The organism is Thermodesulfomicrobium sp. WS (genome assembly GCF_027925145.1).
Classification (GTDB): Bacteria; Desulfobacterota; Desulfovibrionia; order Desulfovibrionales; family Desulfomicrobiaceae; genus Thermodesulfomicrobium.
Window position 1 is genome coordinate 1,165,194 of record NZ_AP027130.1, and the last position, 14,617, is coordinate 1,179,810.

The following is a 14,617-nucleotide window of genomic DNA, read 5'->3' on the forward strand; positions in this document are numbered from 1 at the left end:
AGCGTCTATGTTTGGCATCGGTTCCACAGAGATCTTGGTCATTTTGTTGGTGGCGCTCATTGTCCTTGGGCCGTCCAAACTGCCGGATGTGGCCAAGTCCATCGGGAAGGCCTTGGGTGAGTTTCGGCGGGTGACCACCGACGTCAAGCGCACCATCGAGATGGAGGCCGAGGCCGCGGAGCAAAAGGCCAAGGCCGAGGCCGCCCGCAAAGAGCTTTTCGGGGATGGCAAGGGGCCGCAGCCCGGCACCGCGGGGACGGCAGCCTCGCCTGAGGCCACGACGACGGCTGCAAAGACCCCAGAGGCGGCGGCGCCAACCACGGAGGATACAACCGCATGAGCGAGGGCTTGCGCGTTCCAGAGGACCACGAGCATCGGGACATGGTTGATGGGCCGGCTCCTGAACTCCCCGAAGATGCGTCATTGACGGAACCCACCGATGACGATGCCGCAAATCCCCATGCGGAAATGACCTTTACCCAACACTTGGAGGAGCTGCGCACGCGGCTCGTGCGGAGCTTCATTGCCATCGGTGTTGGATTTCTTGCCTGCTACGGCTTTGCCGAGGACCTGTTCCATCTCCTCATGCGGCCGCTTCTGGACGTCCTTTTGCCCACCGGTGGGACCCTCATCTATACCGCCCTTCCTGAGGCCTTTTTTACCTACGTCAAAACCGCGGCATTGGCGGGGTTTTTCGTGGCAAGCCCGTATGTATTCTACCAAATGTGGCTCTTTGTGGCGCCAGGACTCTATGAGTCCGAGCGCAAGTATTTGATCCCCATTGCCTTGTTGTCCGCCATATTCTTTGTCGTGGGGGCGTGTTTTGGGTATTTCGTAGTCTTCCCCTATGGATTTGAGTTTTTTGTGGGCTACGCCACGGATATCGTCAAGCCCATGCCTTCCCTCAGTGAGTATTTCAGCTTTGCCGTGCAGATGCTCATCGCCTTTGGAGTGATCTTTGAGCTGCCACTGGTGATCTTTTTCCTGGCCCGCCTTGGCGTCGTGACGGGCAAATGGCTGCGGCAACAACAGAAATATGCCGTGTTGGTGATCTTTATCGTGGCCGCCATCCTCACCCCGCCCGATGTGGTCTCGCAGCTCCTCATGGCTGCCCCGTTGCTCGTGCTGTACGAAATTGGCGTTTGGGTGGCGTATCTCTTTGGCACGAAGAAACCTCTCCCTGAGGAGGAGGCCGCATGAGCCGTCATGCCAATATCCGCCGTCGCACCACGGAAACCGCTATCGAGGTGGAGCTTTGTCTCGATGGTCAGGGCCGAGCGACGGTTGCCACCGGCTATGCCTTTGCCGACCATATGCTCACCTTGTGTGCCCATTGGGCGGGGTTTGACCTCGCGGTGCGTGCCGAGGGCGATCTCGCCATTGATGCCCACCATACGGTGGAGGACGTGGGCTTGTGCTTGGGGGACGCCATGCGGGAGGCCTTGGGCGATCGCATCGGTATCGCCCGGGTAGGAGCGGCCTTCGTCCCCATGGATGAGGCCCTGGCGCGGGTAGTGGTGGATTTTTCCGGTCGGCCCTACCTGGTGGTGCGGGGGATGGAGATATTGCCGCCCATGGTCGCGGGCGAAGAGGCCGACTTGTGGCGGGAGTTTTGGAAGAGCTTTGCCGTTCGGGCCGGCTGCAATCTGCATGTGGAACTCTGTTACGGCACCAATGCCCATCATGTGCTGGAAGCCGCCTTCAAGGCCATGGGCCTTGCCCTGCGGCAGGCCGTGCGGCCGGAGCGCTCCGGCGTGCTGAGTACCAAGGGAGGGTTGGACGTATGAAAAAGATCTTGGTTCTTTTGGGCATGATTCTCCTTGCCGCCTGCGCTCCCAGGGTCACCATGCCGCCCATGCCGGAGACTGCCCGCATGGCAGTGGCGGCTCCGGTGCTCCCGCAGGCGGATTGGGAGCTTTTGGCCGGGGTGCTGCCCCAAGAAAAGGTCGTCCTGCGCGCCGAGGACCGGGCTGCGCTCACCCAGATCCTTCTCGATGAGGCGGCCAAGCGTCCGCGCCCGGTGATTGCGCCGCAGGTGGTTGCAGGATGTGCGGAGCAGGTGTTGGCACAGACCACGGAAGGCCGTCGCCTGGATGCCGTGCGCTACTGGCAGGAGGTGGGGCGCTGCGCGGAGGCGGACTTCGTGCTCGTGCCTTTTGTGCTCTTTTGGGAGGACCGTATTGGTGGTGAGTGGGGTGTTGAGCGGCCCGCCCACGTGATTCTGGACCTCTATGTGGTGGAGACCGCCTCAGGTGCGGTGCGGCGTTTCCACTACGAGGAAGAGCAGCGCGGACTGGTGGAGAACCTTTTCTTGGCGGGAAAGTTTGCCCGCCGTCAGGGCCGGTGGCTTTCTGCCGGGGAGTTGGCGCGGGAGGCCGTGGCACAAGGATTTCGCGAATTGGGGCTGTAAGGGGTTGGCATGATTGTTTTTCCTGCGGTGGACATCAAGGACGGCCGCTGCGTGCGCCTGCGCCAGGGGGAGGCCCATCAGGTGACGGTCTTTGGCGAAGACCCGGTGGCCATGGCGCTCCATTGGCAAGACCAGGGGGCGCGTTGGCTCCATGTGGTGGATTTGGATGGGGCGTTCAGCGGCGAGCCCCGCAACCGGGACCTCATCGCCCGGTTGTGTGCGGCGGTGTCCATCCCTGTGCAGCTCGGCGGCGGCATCCGCAGCCGGGAAGTGGCCCAGGCCTATTTCGATGCCGGGGTCACGCGGCTCATCATCGGTACCATCGCCCTGGAGGACCCGGAGCTTTTCGCCGCCCTTTGCGCGGCATTTCCCGGACGTATCGGGGTCTCCTTGGACGCCCGCGACGGTCGGCTCAAGACCAAGGGCTGGGTGGCGGATGCCGGGCTCACGGTGGAGGATGTGCTCCCCCGCCTCGAGGCGGCGGGGGCGGCCTTCGTGGTGTACACCGATATCAGTCGCGACGGCATGGGAAGCGGTGTAGACCCGTCGTGCTATGCACGGCTGCTTTCCCTGACGCGCCTGCCGGTCATCGCTGCCGGCGGGGTGACGACATTGGTTGATATTCAGCGGTTGTATCCCTTGTGCGCCCAGGGGCTTCAGGGCGCGGTCACCGGCAAGGCCATCTATACAGGTACTCTTGACCTCGCGGAAGTCATGGCCTGGATCGCCGCCCAGGAAAGCGCTGGCGAATCCTCGCCGCAGTAGGGGCTGATGGCGCTCTCAATGCGTGCGGCGCCACCTCGCTGCCCTGGCCGATCCAGGCGTCGAGGCAGTAGGCGGCTGATGGCGCCTGAGATGCTAGATGCGTGCGACTGCCAGGAACACGGCGTGCAGGCTCGCCGCCAGGCAGGTGAAGGCCAGGCGGGCTGTCTTGGGGGCGAGACCAAGATAGGCGTATTCCATGGCCCCGTGAGGGCAGGCGCGCACGCAGTCGCCGCAGAGGCTGCACGGGAGCCCGGGCCGGCCTTTTTTGAGGTCCTGAATGCTCAGCGCGTTGTAGCGGCAGGTGGGAAGGCAGCGGCCGCAACGGGTGCAGGCGGTGGTGATGCGCAGGCGCCAGGGAAGCAGGCGCCCCATCAGATTGGCCACCAGTCCCATGGGGCACCAGAGGGTGCAATGCACCATGGTGCCGAGACGCCGGGAGGCCAGCACCATGACCGCTACGCCGCCGACGCCAAAAAGACCTGCCCCAAGAAGCGCGGTGCTCGTGGCAGCGCCGCTGGCGCGCAGCACTGCCGGGACGAGTATCGTGAGCACCAAGATTCCCATCCGTGCTTTGGGGGCCCAGGCCGGAAGTCGGCGTGGCCGTTGGGGCCCCAGGCGCGCCATGGTGTGGTCCCAGGCGCCGATGTAGCAGAGGTGGCTGCACCAGGCCGGCCCCACGAGCAGGATGCTTGCGCCAAAAAGAAGCAGCATGAAGATCCCGTGGCCCCGATAGATCGGGCCGGCGAGGATGAGCGCAGGGATGGGCAGGTGCAGCGCGCCGGTCATGAGGAAGATGCCCCATCCCGCAAGTCCCAAGAAGAGTTGTCCAAAGAACACCAGGCTGAAAAGGGCCCAAATGCGGGCACGAAGCATGGACCCTCGTGGTCCGAGCAGGCCGCCGGTGACCCAGGCCGCATAGAGGCCGAAGGCCACTTCCCACCAGGGGGCTGAGCCCGGCAGGAACCGCTCCCCCAAAAGGAGCGGCATGGGGGCCTTGGCCTGTGCGACGCGAAGGGTTCCCCACACCAGGACAAAGGCGAAGGTTTTCGTCCATGCCGGGCCGTCCAGGGGGCCGAAGTCGTCGCCGGCGCGGGTGCGGGCAGCGCTGAAGGCCGCCGCGACGAAGGCAAGGCTCACGCTACCCATGATGAGGATAAGCCGCAGCCACGGAAGGTTTTGAGCAGCGCGCATCAAGGCGAACTCCACGCCCAAGTGGGCCCAGAAGACGCCTCCTGCGGCAAAAAGCAGGAGCGCCAAGGGGCGCGGCAGCAGGCGCGGCGCGAGGGCCGCGGCAAGGCCCAGGGTGGCGCATGCCGCTGCCTGGCCGGGGGCGTTCCAGCGCAGGAAGTGGGCGGCGGTCAGGAGGGCGAGCCCAAGGCTGAGGACGCGCAGCCCCATGGAGGGGAAGGAAGAAGTGTGCGCCTGCATGAGGGGCTGATGCGTGCTTCTCCGTATTTTGCCTTTGACGCAGGTCAAAAACGGTGGCGTTTCATCCCCGGCGGCGTTGCCGGGGAAGCAGGGTCATGCGCCAAAAGGCAGGGCGCAGCAGGGTGCGTGGGTCCTGGCGGATACTGTCCGGGATGAGGTGGTACGCCCGGTATCCACGGCTGCGCAGCATGTCCCAGGCCGCTTCGAGATGGCCGGTCTTGCGGGCGGCCAGAAGCGCCGCATCCCGCTGGCAGCGGGAGCCCAGCATGGGGGTGAGGATGCGGGGGCGAAAGCCGTAGCGCTCCAGCATCCGGCGCAGGCGCAGATATTCGTGGTAGCGGCACAGGGCGTCGGCCTGGCATAGGAGCACCACCCACCCTGCCGCGGCCGCGAGCAGGGGGCGCAGCAGGGCGCTGGCTTCACTGAGCCAAACATCGATCCCCAGACCCAAGGCCATGGTCTTGATGGTCGTCAGATGCGGCAGGGGCGCTGCGCGCAGGTAATCCATGACGCTAGACATGCCCGGGATCTGCGTTGGGAGTCCGCGGCGTGTCAAGACAGCACATGCCGATGCATGAGGGGATGTGGATTGCCTCTTGGAAAGATTTTTCGTACGAAATATCCGCTCCATCATTTTGGGAGGGCAATATCGGAGGACATTGATGAGTCTTTCCACCGTTGCGGCGACCATTGCTGCGCATCTTGAGCTCACTCCCTACTCCCTTGCCGAGAGATTGCGGTTTTTACGCCTGGGACCCGAAGATGCCCAGGCGTTGCAGTCCATACATGATCAGATGGGGGCAATTCCTCCGCGTCTTGCCGATGCCTTCTATGGCCATCTCCTTTCTTTCGCCGGGCCGAGGCGCTTTCTGGAGTTGCCCGAGACCTTGGATCGCCTCAAGCGCAAGCAGGCGAAGCATTTTGCCTCCATGCTGTTGGGGCCGTGGGACATGGAGTATGCGCTTCGCCGTTTGGAAGTGGGATATGTGCACTATATCATCGGCGTGGAACCGGCATGGTATGTGGGCGCATTTTCGCATTACCTTTTGACGCTTCAAGAGCTGGTGCGGCCGCTGTGCACGCAGGAGTCCTGCGTGGATGTCGTTCACGATGCCCTGACCAAGGTGGTGCTTCTGGACATGACCTTGGGGCTCGAGGCCTATCATTATGGCAAGTACATGCAGATCCAGAAGCTCGAGCACCTGGCGCTTACCGATGGGCTCACGGGGCTGCGCAACCGCCGTGCCCTGGATCGCGTGGCCCGTGGCGGCCAACTGGCTTCCGGGGCGGTGCTTTTCGTAGACATCGATCATTTCAAGGCCGTCAACGACCAGCATGGCCACGCCGCAGGTGATGCCGTGCTCCAGGCGCTGGCGGCCCGCTTGCAGGAGTATTTGCGCGCCACGGATGCGATCTTTCGCTACGGGGGTGAAGAATATCTGGTGGTGCTGCCCAATGCGGACCGTGCCGGGGCGGCGCAAACCGCCGAGAAGTTGCGCCGCGCCGTGGCCGAGACCCCACTGGCGGGTATTCCCTGCACCGTGAGTGTGGGCGGGGCGGTCGTGCGCTCCGGGGAAGACTTTTGGCAGGCCGTGCGACGGGCGGATCAGGCCATGTATGTGGCCAAGAAAAGTGGCCGCAACCGGGTGGTGATCGATGCCGACTCAGAGCCTTGAGGTATTCGATGGTGTCAGGTCCGGGGGATGCCCGGCCGCAACTGGGTGGAGATCGATGCCAGGGAAGAGCGCTGCCGGTTTCTCTGGGCGGATGCGCCAGCGCATTGGCGTGAGGCGGAAGGAGATGGCATGAGCGCGATGGGGTTTCTTGCTCATGGGGCCGGGCTTTTTGGGATCGCCTGCCTGCTTTTGCTGGTGGGGCACCGGTTGCGGGTGCCCCCGGTGGTGGCCATGCTCGTGGCGGGGGTGCTGGCAGGCCCCCACGGTATGGGATGGATCGCCGATGCCCATGAAGTCGAGGTCTTTGCGGAGCTCGGCGTTATTCTGCTCCTTTTTGTCATTGGCCTGGAACTGTCCTTGGATGAGGTACGCCGTTTTGCCCGGCTGATTTTCGTGGGTGGGGCGGTGTACGTGGGGCTGTGCCTTGCCCTGGTGGAAGTTGTCCTCTGGGTGCTGCCCATCACGTGGACCAAGGCCTTGTTGGTTGGGTTCTTGGTGGCCCTTTCCAGCACCGCCATCGTGCTCAAGGCATTGGGAGAGAGTGCCCAGATGAGCGCTCCGCACGGCCGCATCGTGATCGGCACCCTGCTTTTTCAAGATATTGCCGTAGCACCCATGATGCTCGCCATCCCTTTGCTCGCCGGTCTTGGGGAGGATCCAGGACAGGCGCTGTTGGGCGTGGGCATCAAAACCCTGGCAGTGGGGGGCTTGGTCCTGGTGGGCGGCCGTTTTGTGGTGCGCTGGCTCTTGGTGCGGGTGGCGGCGGTGCGCAGCCGCGAGCTTTTGCTCTTGACCGTGCTTGCCCTGTGCTTGGGCATTGCTTGGATCACGGGGTATTTGGGCCTGTCGCTTTCGCTTGGGGCGTTTTTGGCGGGTTTGGTGGTGAGCGACTCCGAGGTGAGCCACTCGGTGGTGGATGCCATCGTGCCCTTCCGGGACGTCTTTACCAGCGTGTTTTTCATGTCCGTGGGCATGCTTTTCGATCCGCGGATGTTTGGTGCTTCGTGGCCGTTCATCCTCGGGCTGCTGGGGGCGCTTGCCGTCATCAAGGTGACGGTGGGGTGCGTGGCCGGGGTGTGTCTGCGCTATCCGCTGCGTACCGCCTTGCTGGCAGGTTTGGCCCTTTTTCAGATCGGGGAGTTCTCCTTCGTGCTCGCAGGCATCGGCATGCAGCACGGGCTTCTGGAAACCGCCGAATTTCAGATCTTCCTTTCCGTGGCCATCCTGTCCATGGCCGTCACTCCCACACTCATTGCCTGGCTGCCTCGTTTGGGGGCGCGGTTGACGGCCATGCCCGGAGGCGTCCCCAGCGCCTCGGAGCCCAAGGCCATGCTGCGTGATCATCTTATCATCGCGGGCTATGGCGTCGGTGGTCGCTATGTGGCCCAGGTGGCCCAAGAATCCGGCATCCCCTACGTGGTCTTGGAGATGAACCCCGAGACCGTGCGCCGGGAGCGCGCCCATGGAGTGCCCATCGCCTTTGGAGATGTCACCCAGCCGGCGGTGCTTTCCCATTGGAACATCGAGCACGCCCGGGCCATGGCCATCCTCGTGTCCGATCCGGCGGCGGTACAGCGGGCCGTGATGGTGGCCCGACAGCTGCATCCCGGCCTGCATCTTGTGGTGCGTACCCGCTATGTCGCGGAAATCGAAACTCTTTTGGCGGCAGGGGCCCAGGATGTGGTGGTGGAGGAATACGAGTCGGCCATCGAGGTCCTGGTGCGGGTGCTCGCCGCCTATATGGTGCCTCTCGACGACATCGCCCGGTTGGAGCGCCGGTTTCGGGCCCAGGGCTACGCCGATCTGCGCGCCCCGCAACGCCTTGCCCCCTCGTGCCCTGTGGGGGGCGTGTGTTCTACCTTGGACGTCACGGCCGTGCGCGTGGAGCCTGGATCGTTTGTGGAGGGGAGCACCCTGGCGGAGAGTGCCTTGCGGCAGCGCCATGGCGTGACCGTGGCGGCGGTGCGCCGGGGGCAGGAGGACATTCTGGCGCCTGGGGCGGATTGGCGGTTTGCCGTCGGGGATGTGGTGTATTTGGTGGGGAGTCTTGAGGCCGTAAGCGGGGCAGTGGCGCTTTTTCGCGGCCAGGGAGGAAAAGATGCTGCTCATTGAGATGCTGCGCCAGCTTTTTTCCAAGAAGGAGGTTTCGTGCCCTGCCTGTGGCGCCTTGCTGCCGCGGGAGGCGCAGCGGTGCCCTCGCTGCGGCAGGCAGGTCGCGGTGCCGCGGGCGCGTCCCCAATCGTCCGTCAGTGGGGGGCGCGGGGATGTGGGCTCCTCCCAAGCCCCTTCGGGTGCAGCCACGCATGGTCCTGGGGATCCCAGGCATTGATGCAGTTAGTGTCGGCAGGGCAGACGCATTTGCCCTGCGCTTGTGAGGAACCGTGGCCCAAAGAGGGCAAACGGAGCGCTAGAGACTCCGCGCCCAGGTGAGGGCCGAGACAGGCAGGGCGAAGTTGAGGTCCAGCTGGAGGAGCTCGGTGGGCGTGCGCACAAAGGGCAGGTATTCCACGGCGTAGGCGACCGGTTGGATGCGGCCGCCGCGGATGTGCTCCAGGAGGCGTTTGCGGGCGGGAGACAAGGCCACCAGGACCACGGCCAGGATGCGCGCCGCCTCCTGCGGTGCGAGGGTGACCGGGAACAGGGGGTCTTGGGGCAAGGTGGGCAGCGGCTCTGCGGCGAGGGGGCTGAGCGTTGCCTGTTGGGTGAGCTGGGTGAAGAGTTCCGGCCGGATCTTGAACGCCGGGATGCGGAACTGGAAGGCGCGGGAGCGCATCCACGGCTGCACCACCCGGGGAAGGCCGGCAAGCTCCACCAGATCGGCCCAGGTTTGGAGCGAAAATCCCGTGGTGCGCACCTCCATGGACCAGAAGGGGAGCCACACATCCACGGTTTCTTCGGCGCGGGGCGCGAAGCGTGCCGTGCAGGGCACGACGCCCTGGGCGGTCACTTCCCATACTGTTTGGCAATGGTGGCAGATCTGCACGCGGCTTGCGGCGTCCCCGGCCAGTTCAAAGGCACATTGGGGGCAGAGGGCGGCCTGGAAGGAGAGGGTTGGGGTGTAGCTTTGCTTGGGAGATGCAAGGACTTCGGGGACAGGCCCCAGGTCGTCGCCGGAGATTCCGTCCACCAGTCGGCCGTTTTGGGCGGTGACCGGTAAGAACACCAGCGAGGTGGATTCCGCCAGGCAGGCGCTGATGCGCCCCTCACCTGCGGTCTGTGCGCGGCGCAGGGCCGAGGCGCTGGCCGTGGGGGCGAGGAAGACTCCTGGGGTGTGGGGCTCCACGAAGCGCAGTGTCATGGCCTGGGGCCGCAGTCCCAGGGTGGCAGGAGTATTGGGGACTTGGTGCGCGGCCAAGGAGGCGTCGAAGAGGCGGCCGCGCACCCCGGGGATGTCCGCGGAGAGCACGATGCCGCGCAGCCGCCAGTAAGGGAGGTAGACTGCGGTCTCGGCATCCGTGTGTGCAGGAAGATACAGCGCAGGGGCGCCGCCATGGACGATGGCGAGCCGCGCCCGGCAAAACGGGCAGTCGAAAAGGGCGGCGGTGTCCGCAAGCTCCACGGGCGCCCCGCATTGGGGGCAGGCATGTTCCAAGGCCCCTGGGGTCATGCGCCGGCATCCACGCGCAAAAGAGCGAGACCTGAGGCAGGGTCAAACTCGCGTCGCGCTGGGGTCCCCACGATTTCCAGAAGAATGGCCTCCAGCACCACGAACGTGGCCGAGTCCTTGCGCAGGCAGCCGACGGTGACGGTGTCTTTTTTGCCCAAGGCCATGTGGAGATGTACCTTGGGCTCGTCGTGATCCCAAAAGATGGTCCCTGTGGCCACGCATTCGTGGCTTTCCGCCACCTGCCGCCAGATGGGTTCCGGCGGCATCTGGGCGTCGTCCTGCGGGCCCACCACTACGGCCCCTTGGCGCACGCCGCCCACCAGATGGATCACTGCGGCGCGGATGTTTTCCCGCCGGGCGATGTCCGTGAGACCGGCGAGGATGTCGTCGTGGTCTTCGAATCGGGCCACCACCACGCGGCCCACGTGTCCGATGGCATATTGCATCGTCTCCTCCTCTCAAGACTGCAGGCGTTCGCCGCAATGGTTGCAGAAACGGGCATCCGGCAGGTTCTCGCCGCCACAATGGCCGCAGCGCTGGCTTTGGGGGGGCTGGGTCTCCACCTTTTCCCCGCAGCGTGGGCAGAACCGGGCCCCCGGGGTGAGGTTTTTGCCGCAGTGGGCGCATTGGGTAAATACCACCAATTGGTGCCCGCAGGCCGGGCAGAAGCGGTCTTCCGGTCGGATGGGGGCGTGGCATTCCGGGCAGCTGAGGGCCGGGGAGCTTGAGGGCGCTTGCGGGACGCCCTGGGGCTGCTGCAGGGCTGCGCCCATGCATTGCGCCATGAGGGACGGCATCATGAAGCCTATGCCCATGCCCATGGATTCGCCCGCACTCCCCTGGTTTTGCGCCGCCTTTTCCAGGGCGGCGGCGGCCTTGAGCTGCATGTAGCGGTTCATGTCGCCGAACATGCCGAGCTTGGTGCGGTCGTCCATGGCCTTTTGCACTTCGGGCGGCGGGGTGACGGCATTGATGAAGAGCTGATCGAGGGCCAGGCCGAAGCGGGCGAAGTCTTGGCGCAGGCGCTGGGTGAGCCCTTCGGACCACTCGTCGTAGCGGCCGGGGAGTTCCAGAATGGTCTTGAGCTCCTCACCCATGAAGTCGTTGAAACGCGAGACGATGACCCGGCCCAGGTAGTCGGCCACATCGGTGACGCCGAAAGAAGGCATGGTGCCTACCAGAGAGTTGATGAAGAGCAGCGGCTGCACCACCTGGATGTTGAATACCCCGTAGGCGCGCAGGCGGATGAGGCCGAATTCGGTGTCCTTGAAGGCCACGGGCTCGCGGGTGCCCCAGCGCAGGTTGGGAAAGATGCGGGTGGAGACGATGTAGGCCTCGGCGCGCAAGGGGCTCGTCAGGCCCCAGGGGATGCCCATGATCTTGTTGAGGATGGGGATGTTGGCGGTCTTCAGGGTATGGCGGCCGGGATCGAAGACGTGCACCGCCTTGCCGTTGTAGAAAAAGACGCCGCGTTGGGATTCGCGCACGATGAGCTGGGCGCCGAACTTGATCTCTCCCGAGCCTTCCTGGGGGAAGCGGCGGGCGATGTCCTGGCCCGTGTCGTCCATCCATTCGATGAGTTCCAGAAACACCACATTGTTGGTCCCCATGGTATCCTCCGTGGCAGTTGCCTCTTGTCAGGGGAGAGCCTTGCCTCTAAGCCCCTTGCCAGGAGGCGGTATGCGAAAAATTTTGATGACAGCTCAAGAGATGGCCCGCACTTTGGAACGCTTGGCCTACCAGATCCTGGAACACGTGGACCCTGCGGATTTGGCCCTGGTGGGTGTGCAGCGGCGCGGTGTGGACTTGGCTGCGCGCTTGGCCCGGATCCTGTCGGCCAAAAGCGGTGTTCCAGTGCCCTGCGGGGAGCTCGACATCAACCTCTACCGGGACGACTGGACCACCACCGAGGCAGCGCCGTCCATCAACGCCACCCACATCGATTTTCCCTTGGAAGACAAGATCGTCGTGCTGGTGGACGACGTGCTCTTTACCGGCCGCACCACCCGCGCCGCCCTGGAGGCGCTGCTGGATTTCGGCCGGCCCCGGGCGGTGAAGCTTGCGGTGTTGGTGGACCGCGGTCACCGCGAACTCCCCATCCACGCCGATTGGGTGGGCAAGCGTTTGGACACGGCGCGGCGGGAGCAGGTGAACGTGCTCACGGCCGAGCGTGACGGCGAAGACATGGTGCTTTTGGAGCAAGCCCCGTAGGCGGAGCGCCGCCGGGCTTGCTCCTGCGCGTTTCATAGCAGTCCTTTCTCGGCGAGAAAGTCGCGCATCTGGCCTGTGTGGGCCTCGTTCATGGGCACCAAGGGCAGGCGCAATTCCAATTGGATCTTGCCCATCATGGAGAGGGCCGTCTTCACCGGGATGGGGTTGGTCTCCAGGAACATCATGCGCGCGTAGGCCGCCAGCTCAAAGTGGTAGCTACGGGCCTGGGCGATGTCCCCCCGCTGCCAGGCGGTGCACAGCCCACTCATCTTGGCGGGCACCACGTTGGACACCACGGAGATGACCCCGCACCCGCCGATGGAGAGAAGCGGCAGCACGGTGAAGTCATCGCCGGAGAGCACCTGAAAATCCGGGCCGCACAGTTCGAGCACCTGGGAGACCTGGTTGAGGTCGCCGGTGGCCTCCTTGATGCCGATGACTTCCGGGATATCCTTGGCCAGACGGGCCACGGTGGCAGGCAGCAGGTTGGTAGCGGTACGGCCGGGCACGTTGTAGAGTACGTAAGGCATGGGCACTTCCTGGGCGATACGCCGGAAGTGCTGGTAGAGGCCTTCTTGGGTGGGTTTGTTGTAGTACGGGGTGATGAGCAGCGCCCCATCGGCCCCGGCCTCCTTGGCGAAGCGGGCCAGTTCCACGGCCTCGGTAGTGTTGTTGGATCCGGCTCCCGCGAGCACCGGCACCCGGCCGCGCACCTGCTCCACGCAGATGCGGATGACCCGCTTGTGTTCCTCGTGACTCAAGGTGGCGGATTCGCCGGTGGTGCCGCAGGGGACCACGCCATGGATGCCCTGCTCGATCTGCCATTCGATGAGGTTCCGGTAGGCCTCTTCGTCGACGCGGCCCTGGGAAAACGGCGTGACCAGGGCGGTGAACGCTCCTTTGAATTCCATGTTCCTGCCTCCCTTTGGCACGTGGGGTTGGGGTTATGGCGTGGGCGGTGCGGGCAGCTCCCCGCGAAAGACAAAGACCGCCTTGCCTCGGAGTTGGAGTTGGGTGCCGCGCACCGTGACACCGAGCTCCTCGCCCCCGGAGGTGGTGAGGCGCACGGCTTCGTCGGTCAGCCCCAAGGCATGGGCCACCGCGGCCGTGGCTGCCGCGCCGGTGCCGCAGGCGTAGGTCTCGGCCTCCACACCGCGCTCGTACGTGCGGAGGAGCAGCCGTCCTCGATCGATCACTTGGGCGAAGTTGGCGTTGGTGCCGGCCGGGGCGAAGGCCGGGTGGAAACGCAGGGCGCGGCCCATGCGGGCCACGTCCACCGCCGCCACATCGGGGACCAAAACCACGGCGTGGGGAACGCCGGTGTTGGCAAAGTGGACCGTTACGGTCGTGCCGTCCACGTCAAGGGCCATGTCCAGTTGCAGGTCTCTAAGCTCAGTGAGCTGCACCTGCACTTCATCGGTTTCGGCAAAGACCTGGGCGCGCACCGGACCGGCGTCGGTGGCCAAGGTCAACGTGGCCGGTGCCATGCCCAGCCGGTGGGCCAAGGCCGCGGCGCAGCGCGAGCCATTGCCGCACATCTCCGCCCGGGAGCCGTCGGCATTGAAGAAATGCCAGCGGACGTCGGCACCCGCGTCTGCCGGCTCCAGGACGATGAGCCCGTCGGCGCCCACGGAAAAGGCGCGCCGACACAGGGCCTTGGCCCAGAGGGGCATGACTTCGGGGGACAATGCCAGCTCGCGGTTGTCCAGGAGGATGAAGTCATTGCCGCTGCCATGCATCTTATAAAAGGGGATCGTCTTCATGAGTGCCTCTGGCAGGAGGGGTTAGAGGAAAAAGGAAAGAAAAACAAGGGACGGGACGCCCTGATTGATTACGGCGCGGTGACGATTGCGGTGATCTCTGGGTCGTCTGCCACGAAGTGGGTGAGGGGGATGGCCGTGGCGGAAATGTTGTCTCCGGGCCGCCAGGTGGCCTTGGTCCCTGCAGGCGGAAACTTCTGGATGCGGATTTCTCCCACGGTCTTGCCGTCAGCGTAGGGACGCATCCACACGGTAGCACCGTTGCCGACGAAAAGTCCGCCGGAACCAGGACCCGGCCCTGCGCCCAGCAGGATATCCAGGGCCTCGGGATGGGCCGTGAGCCAGGCCTCTTCCGCATCCGCCCCCCAGGCAGACACCCCGATGACCACCCCGGCCTTTTGGCGTGCCGCTTGGGCCATGCGGAAGGTGGCGTCGCCACGGCGGTCCGTTTCCGGCATTGCCGGAAACAGGATGATGGCGAGGGTGCCCTCGGGAGTCGTGTGCAAGGAGAGCGTGGGAGCGGCCCCAAACACCTGGCGGGAGAGGTCTGCCTTGGCGGCGCCGAGGGCCTCGTCTTCGGTGGGCGTGACGGCCACGAGGTCGTAGTCCAGGCGCGCAAATGCCTGGGCAAGACGGCGCAGATGCGCTGGCTCTGGAGCGCTTTCACCCAAGAATTCATGCGCTCCGGCGATGCGCACGGCATCGGGGCGCTCGTGAAAGATGGTGGCCCGCCGGGCCAGCCCGCCGAGGGTATGTCCCC

At 64.9% G+C, this 14,617-nt stretch carries 16 protein-coding genes; 8 read left to right on the top strand and 8 right to left on the bottom strand.

All coding sequences use genetic code 11. The features are described from left to right. Positions 1 to 7 precede the first annotated feature (7 nt). Genes tatB through hisA form a run of 5 tightly spaced genes read left to right on the top strand, consistent with a single transcriptional unit; the run spans position 8 to position 3,175 of the window. Positions 8 to 340 (top strand): Sec-independent protein translocase protein TatB, encoded by a 333-nt coding sequence (gene tatB, locus QMF81_RS05625; protein WP_281752848.1) that lies wholly within the window; start codon positions 8 to 10, stop codon positions 338 to 340. Beyond that, a complete protein-coding gene (gene tatC, locus QMF81_RS05630; RefSeq protein ID WP_281752850.1) occupies positions 337 to 1,200 on the top strand; it encodes a twin-arginine translocase subunit TatC in 864 nt (287 codons plus the stop codon). The genes tatB and tatC overlap by 4 nt, the downstream gene beginning before the upstream one ends. Next, positions 1,197 to 1,787, top strand: coding sequence for an imidazoleglycerol-phosphate dehydratase HisB (gene hisB / locus QMF81_RS05635; protein ID WP_281752852.1), 591 nt, complete (start codon positions 1,197 to 1,199; stop codon positions 1,785 to 1,787). Before tatC ends, hisB begins: the two co-directional genes overlap by 4 nt. Continuing rightward, a complete protein-coding gene (locus QMF81_RS05640; protein WP_281752854.1) occupies positions 1,784 to 2,410 on the top strand; it encodes a hypothetical protein in 627 nt (208 codons plus the stop codon). Before hisB ends, QMF81_RS05640 begins: the two co-directional genes overlap by 4 nt. 9 nt (positions 2,411 to 2,419) lie before the next feature. Continuing rightward, the gene (gene hisA, locus QMF81_RS05645) at positions 2,420 to 3,175 is read left to right on the top strand and encodes a 1-(5-phosphoribosyl)-5-[(5-phosphoribosylamino)methylideneamino]imidazole-4-carboxamide isomerase (RefSeq protein ID WP_281752856.1); all 756 of its coding nucleotides are present in this window, start codon (positions 2,420 to 2,422) and stop codon (positions 3,173 to 3,175) included. Positions 3,176 to 3,268: 93 nt separating this feature from the next. Here hisA and QMF81_RS05650 read toward each other — a convergent pair whose 3' ends face one another. Both QMF81_RS05650 and QMF81_RS05655 read right to left on the bottom strand, forming a co-directional pair. Continuing rightward, positions 3,269 to 4,603, bottom strand: a complete 1,335-nt coding sequence (locus QMF81_RS05650; protein ID WP_281752857.1) for a 4Fe-4S dicluster domain-containing protein — start codon at positions 4,601 to 4,603, stop codon at positions 3,269 to 3,271. A gap of 61 nt (positions 4,604 to 4,664) precedes the next feature. Further along, positions 4,665 to 5,123: a hypothetical protein gene (locus QMF81_RS05655; RefSeq protein ID WP_281752859.1), complete on the bottom strand. Its 459-nt coding sequence runs from the start codon at positions 5,121 to 5,123 to the stop codon at positions 4,665 to 4,667. 142 nt (positions 5,124 to 5,265) lie between these two features. On the opposite strand from QMF81_RS05655, the gene QMF81_RS05660 reads away from it, so the two are divergent. Both QMF81_RS05660 and QMF81_RS05665 read left to right on the top strand, forming a co-directional pair. Next, positions 5,266 to 6,279, top strand: a complete 1,014-nt coding sequence (locus QMF81_RS05660) for a diguanylate cyclase (protein WP_281752861.1) — start codon at positions 5,266 to 5,268, stop codon at positions 6,277 to 6,279. A gap of 129 nt (positions 6,280 to 6,408) precedes the next feature. Further along, positions 6,409 to 8,391 (top strand): monovalent cation:proton antiporter family protein, encoded by a 1,983-nt coding sequence (locus QMF81_RS05665; protein WP_281752863.1) that lies wholly within the window; start codon positions 6,409 to 6,411, stop codon positions 8,389 to 8,391. A 295-nt stretch (positions 8,392 to 8,686) separates the two neighbouring features. On the opposite strand, the gene QMF81_RS05670 is transcribed toward QMF81_RS05665, so the two are convergent. Genes QMF81_RS05670 through QMF81_RS05680 form a run of 3 tightly spaced genes read right to left on the bottom strand, consistent with a single transcriptional unit; the run spans position 8,687 to position 11,496 of the window. Then, on the bottom strand, positions 8,687 to 9,886 hold the full coding sequence (locus QMF81_RS05670) for a hypothetical protein (RefSeq protein WP_281752865.1): 1,200 nt from the start codon (positions 9,884 to 9,886) through the stop codon (positions 8,687 to 8,689). Next, positions 9,883 to 10,332 (bottom strand): PPC domain-containing DNA-binding protein, encoded by a 450-nt coding sequence (locus QMF81_RS05675; RefSeq protein ID WP_281752867.1) that lies wholly within the window; start codon positions 10,330 to 10,332, stop codon positions 9,883 to 9,885. The genes QMF81_RS05670 and QMF81_RS05675 overlap by 4 nt, the downstream gene beginning before the upstream one ends. Before the next feature lie 12 nt (positions 10,333 to 10,344). Then, positions 10,345 to 11,496: an SPFH domain-containing protein gene (locus QMF81_RS05680; protein ID WP_281752869.1), complete on the bottom strand. Its 1,152-nt coding sequence runs from the start codon at positions 11,494 to 11,496 to the stop codon at positions 10,345 to 10,347. A 70-nt stretch (positions 11,497 to 11,566) separates the two neighbouring features. Between QMF81_RS05680 and pyrR the strand changes: the two genes are divergently transcribed. After that, on the top strand, positions 11,567 to 12,097 hold the full coding sequence (pyrR, locus tag QMF81_RS05685) for a bifunctional pyr operon transcriptional regulator/uracil phosphoribosyltransferase PyrR (RefSeq protein WP_281752871.1): 531 nt from the start codon (positions 11,567 to 11,569) through the stop codon (positions 12,095 to 12,097). 32 nt (positions 12,098 to 12,129) lie between these two features. Here pyrR and dapA read toward each other — a convergent pair whose 3' ends face one another. The 3 genes from dapA to QMF81_RS05700 form a co-directional block, all read right to left on the bottom strand. Then, positions 12,130 to 13,008, bottom strand: a complete 879-nt coding sequence (gene dapA, locus QMF81_RS05690) for a 4-hydroxy-tetrahydrodipicolinate synthase (protein ID WP_281752873.1) — start codon at positions 13,006 to 13,008, stop codon at positions 12,130 to 12,132. A 33-nt stretch (positions 13,009 to 13,041) separates the two neighbouring features. Next, positions 13,042 to 13,860 carry a diaminopimelate epimerase gene (dapF, locus tag QMF81_RS05695; RefSeq protein WP_281752875.1) on the bottom strand — a complete coding sequence of 273 codons (819 nt, stop codon included), beginning with the start codon at positions 13,858 to 13,860 and terminating at the stop codon, positions 13,042 to 13,044. Positions 13,861 to 13,928: 68 nt separating this feature from the next. Further along, positions 13,929 to 14,555, bottom strand: coding sequence for a hypothetical protein (locus QMF81_RS05700; protein ID WP_281749766.1), 627 nt, complete (start codon positions 14,553 to 14,555; stop codon positions 13,929 to 13,931). Positions 14,556 to 14,617 lie beyond the last annotated feature (62 nt).

What these genes read in the sequence shown, in the direction of transcription:
- QMF81_RS05655 (WP_281752859.1), bottom strand. Translation starts at nt 5,123, where the DNA reads ATGTCTAGCGTCATGGATTACCTGCGCGCAGCGCCCCTGCCGCATCTG.
- QMF81_RS05680 (WP_281752869.1), bottom strand. Translation starts at nt 11,496, where the DNA reads ATGGGGACCAACAATGTGGTGTTTCTGGAACTCATCGAATGGATGGAC.
- tatC (WP_281752850.1), top strand. Translation starts at nt 337, where the DNA reads ATGAGCGAGGGCTTGCGCGTTCCAGAGGACCACGAGCATCGGGACATG.
- dapA (WP_281752873.1), bottom strand. Translation starts at nt 13,008, where the DNA reads ATGGAATTCAAAGGAGCGTTCACCGCCCTGGTCACGCCGTTTTCCCAG.
- QMF81_RS05650 (WP_281752857.1), bottom strand. Translation starts at nt 4,603, where the DNA reads ATGCAGGCGCACACTTCTTCCTTCCCCTCCATGGGGCTGCGCGTCCTC.
- pyrR (WP_281752871.1), top strand. Translation starts at nt 11,567, where the DNA reads ATGCGAAAAATTTTGATGACAGCTCAAGAGATGGCCCGCACTTTGGAA.
- QMF81_RS05665 (WP_281752863.1), top strand. Translation starts at nt 6,409, where the DNA reads ATGAGCGCGATGGGGTTTCTTGCTCATGGGGCCGGGCTTTTTGGGATC.
- tatB (WP_281752848.1), top strand. Translation starts at nt 8, where the DNA reads ATGTTTGGCATCGGTTCCACAGAGATCTTGGTCATTTTGTTGGTGGCG.
- QMF81_RS05670 (WP_281752865.1), bottom strand. Translation starts at nt 9,886, where the DNA reads ATGACCCCAGGGGCCTTGGAACATGCCTGCCCCCAATGCGGGGCGCCC.
- dapF (WP_281752875.1), bottom strand. Translation starts at nt 13,860, where the DNA reads ATGAAGACGATCCCCTTTTATAAGATGCATGGCAGCGGCAATGACTTC.
- hisA (WP_281752856.1), top strand. Translation starts at nt 2,420, where the DNA reads ATGATTGTTTTTCCTGCGGTGGACATCAAGGACGGCCGCTGCGTGCGC.
- QMF81_RS05640 (WP_281752854.1), top strand. Translation starts at nt 1,784, where the DNA reads ATGAAAAAGATCTTGGTTCTTTTGGGCATGATTCTCCTTGCCGCCTGC.
- QMF81_RS05675 (WP_281752867.1), bottom strand. Translation starts at nt 10,332, where the DNA reads ATGCAATATGCCATCGGACACGTGGGCCGCGTGGTGGTGGCCCGATTC.
- QMF81_RS05660 (WP_281752861.1), top strand. Translation starts at nt 5,266, where the DNA reads ATGAGTCTTTCCACCGTTGCGGCGACCATTGCTGCGCATCTTGAGCTC.
- hisB (WP_281752852.1), top strand. Translation starts at nt 1,197, where the DNA reads ATGAGCCGTCATGCCAATATCCGCCGTCGCACCACGGAAACCGCTATC.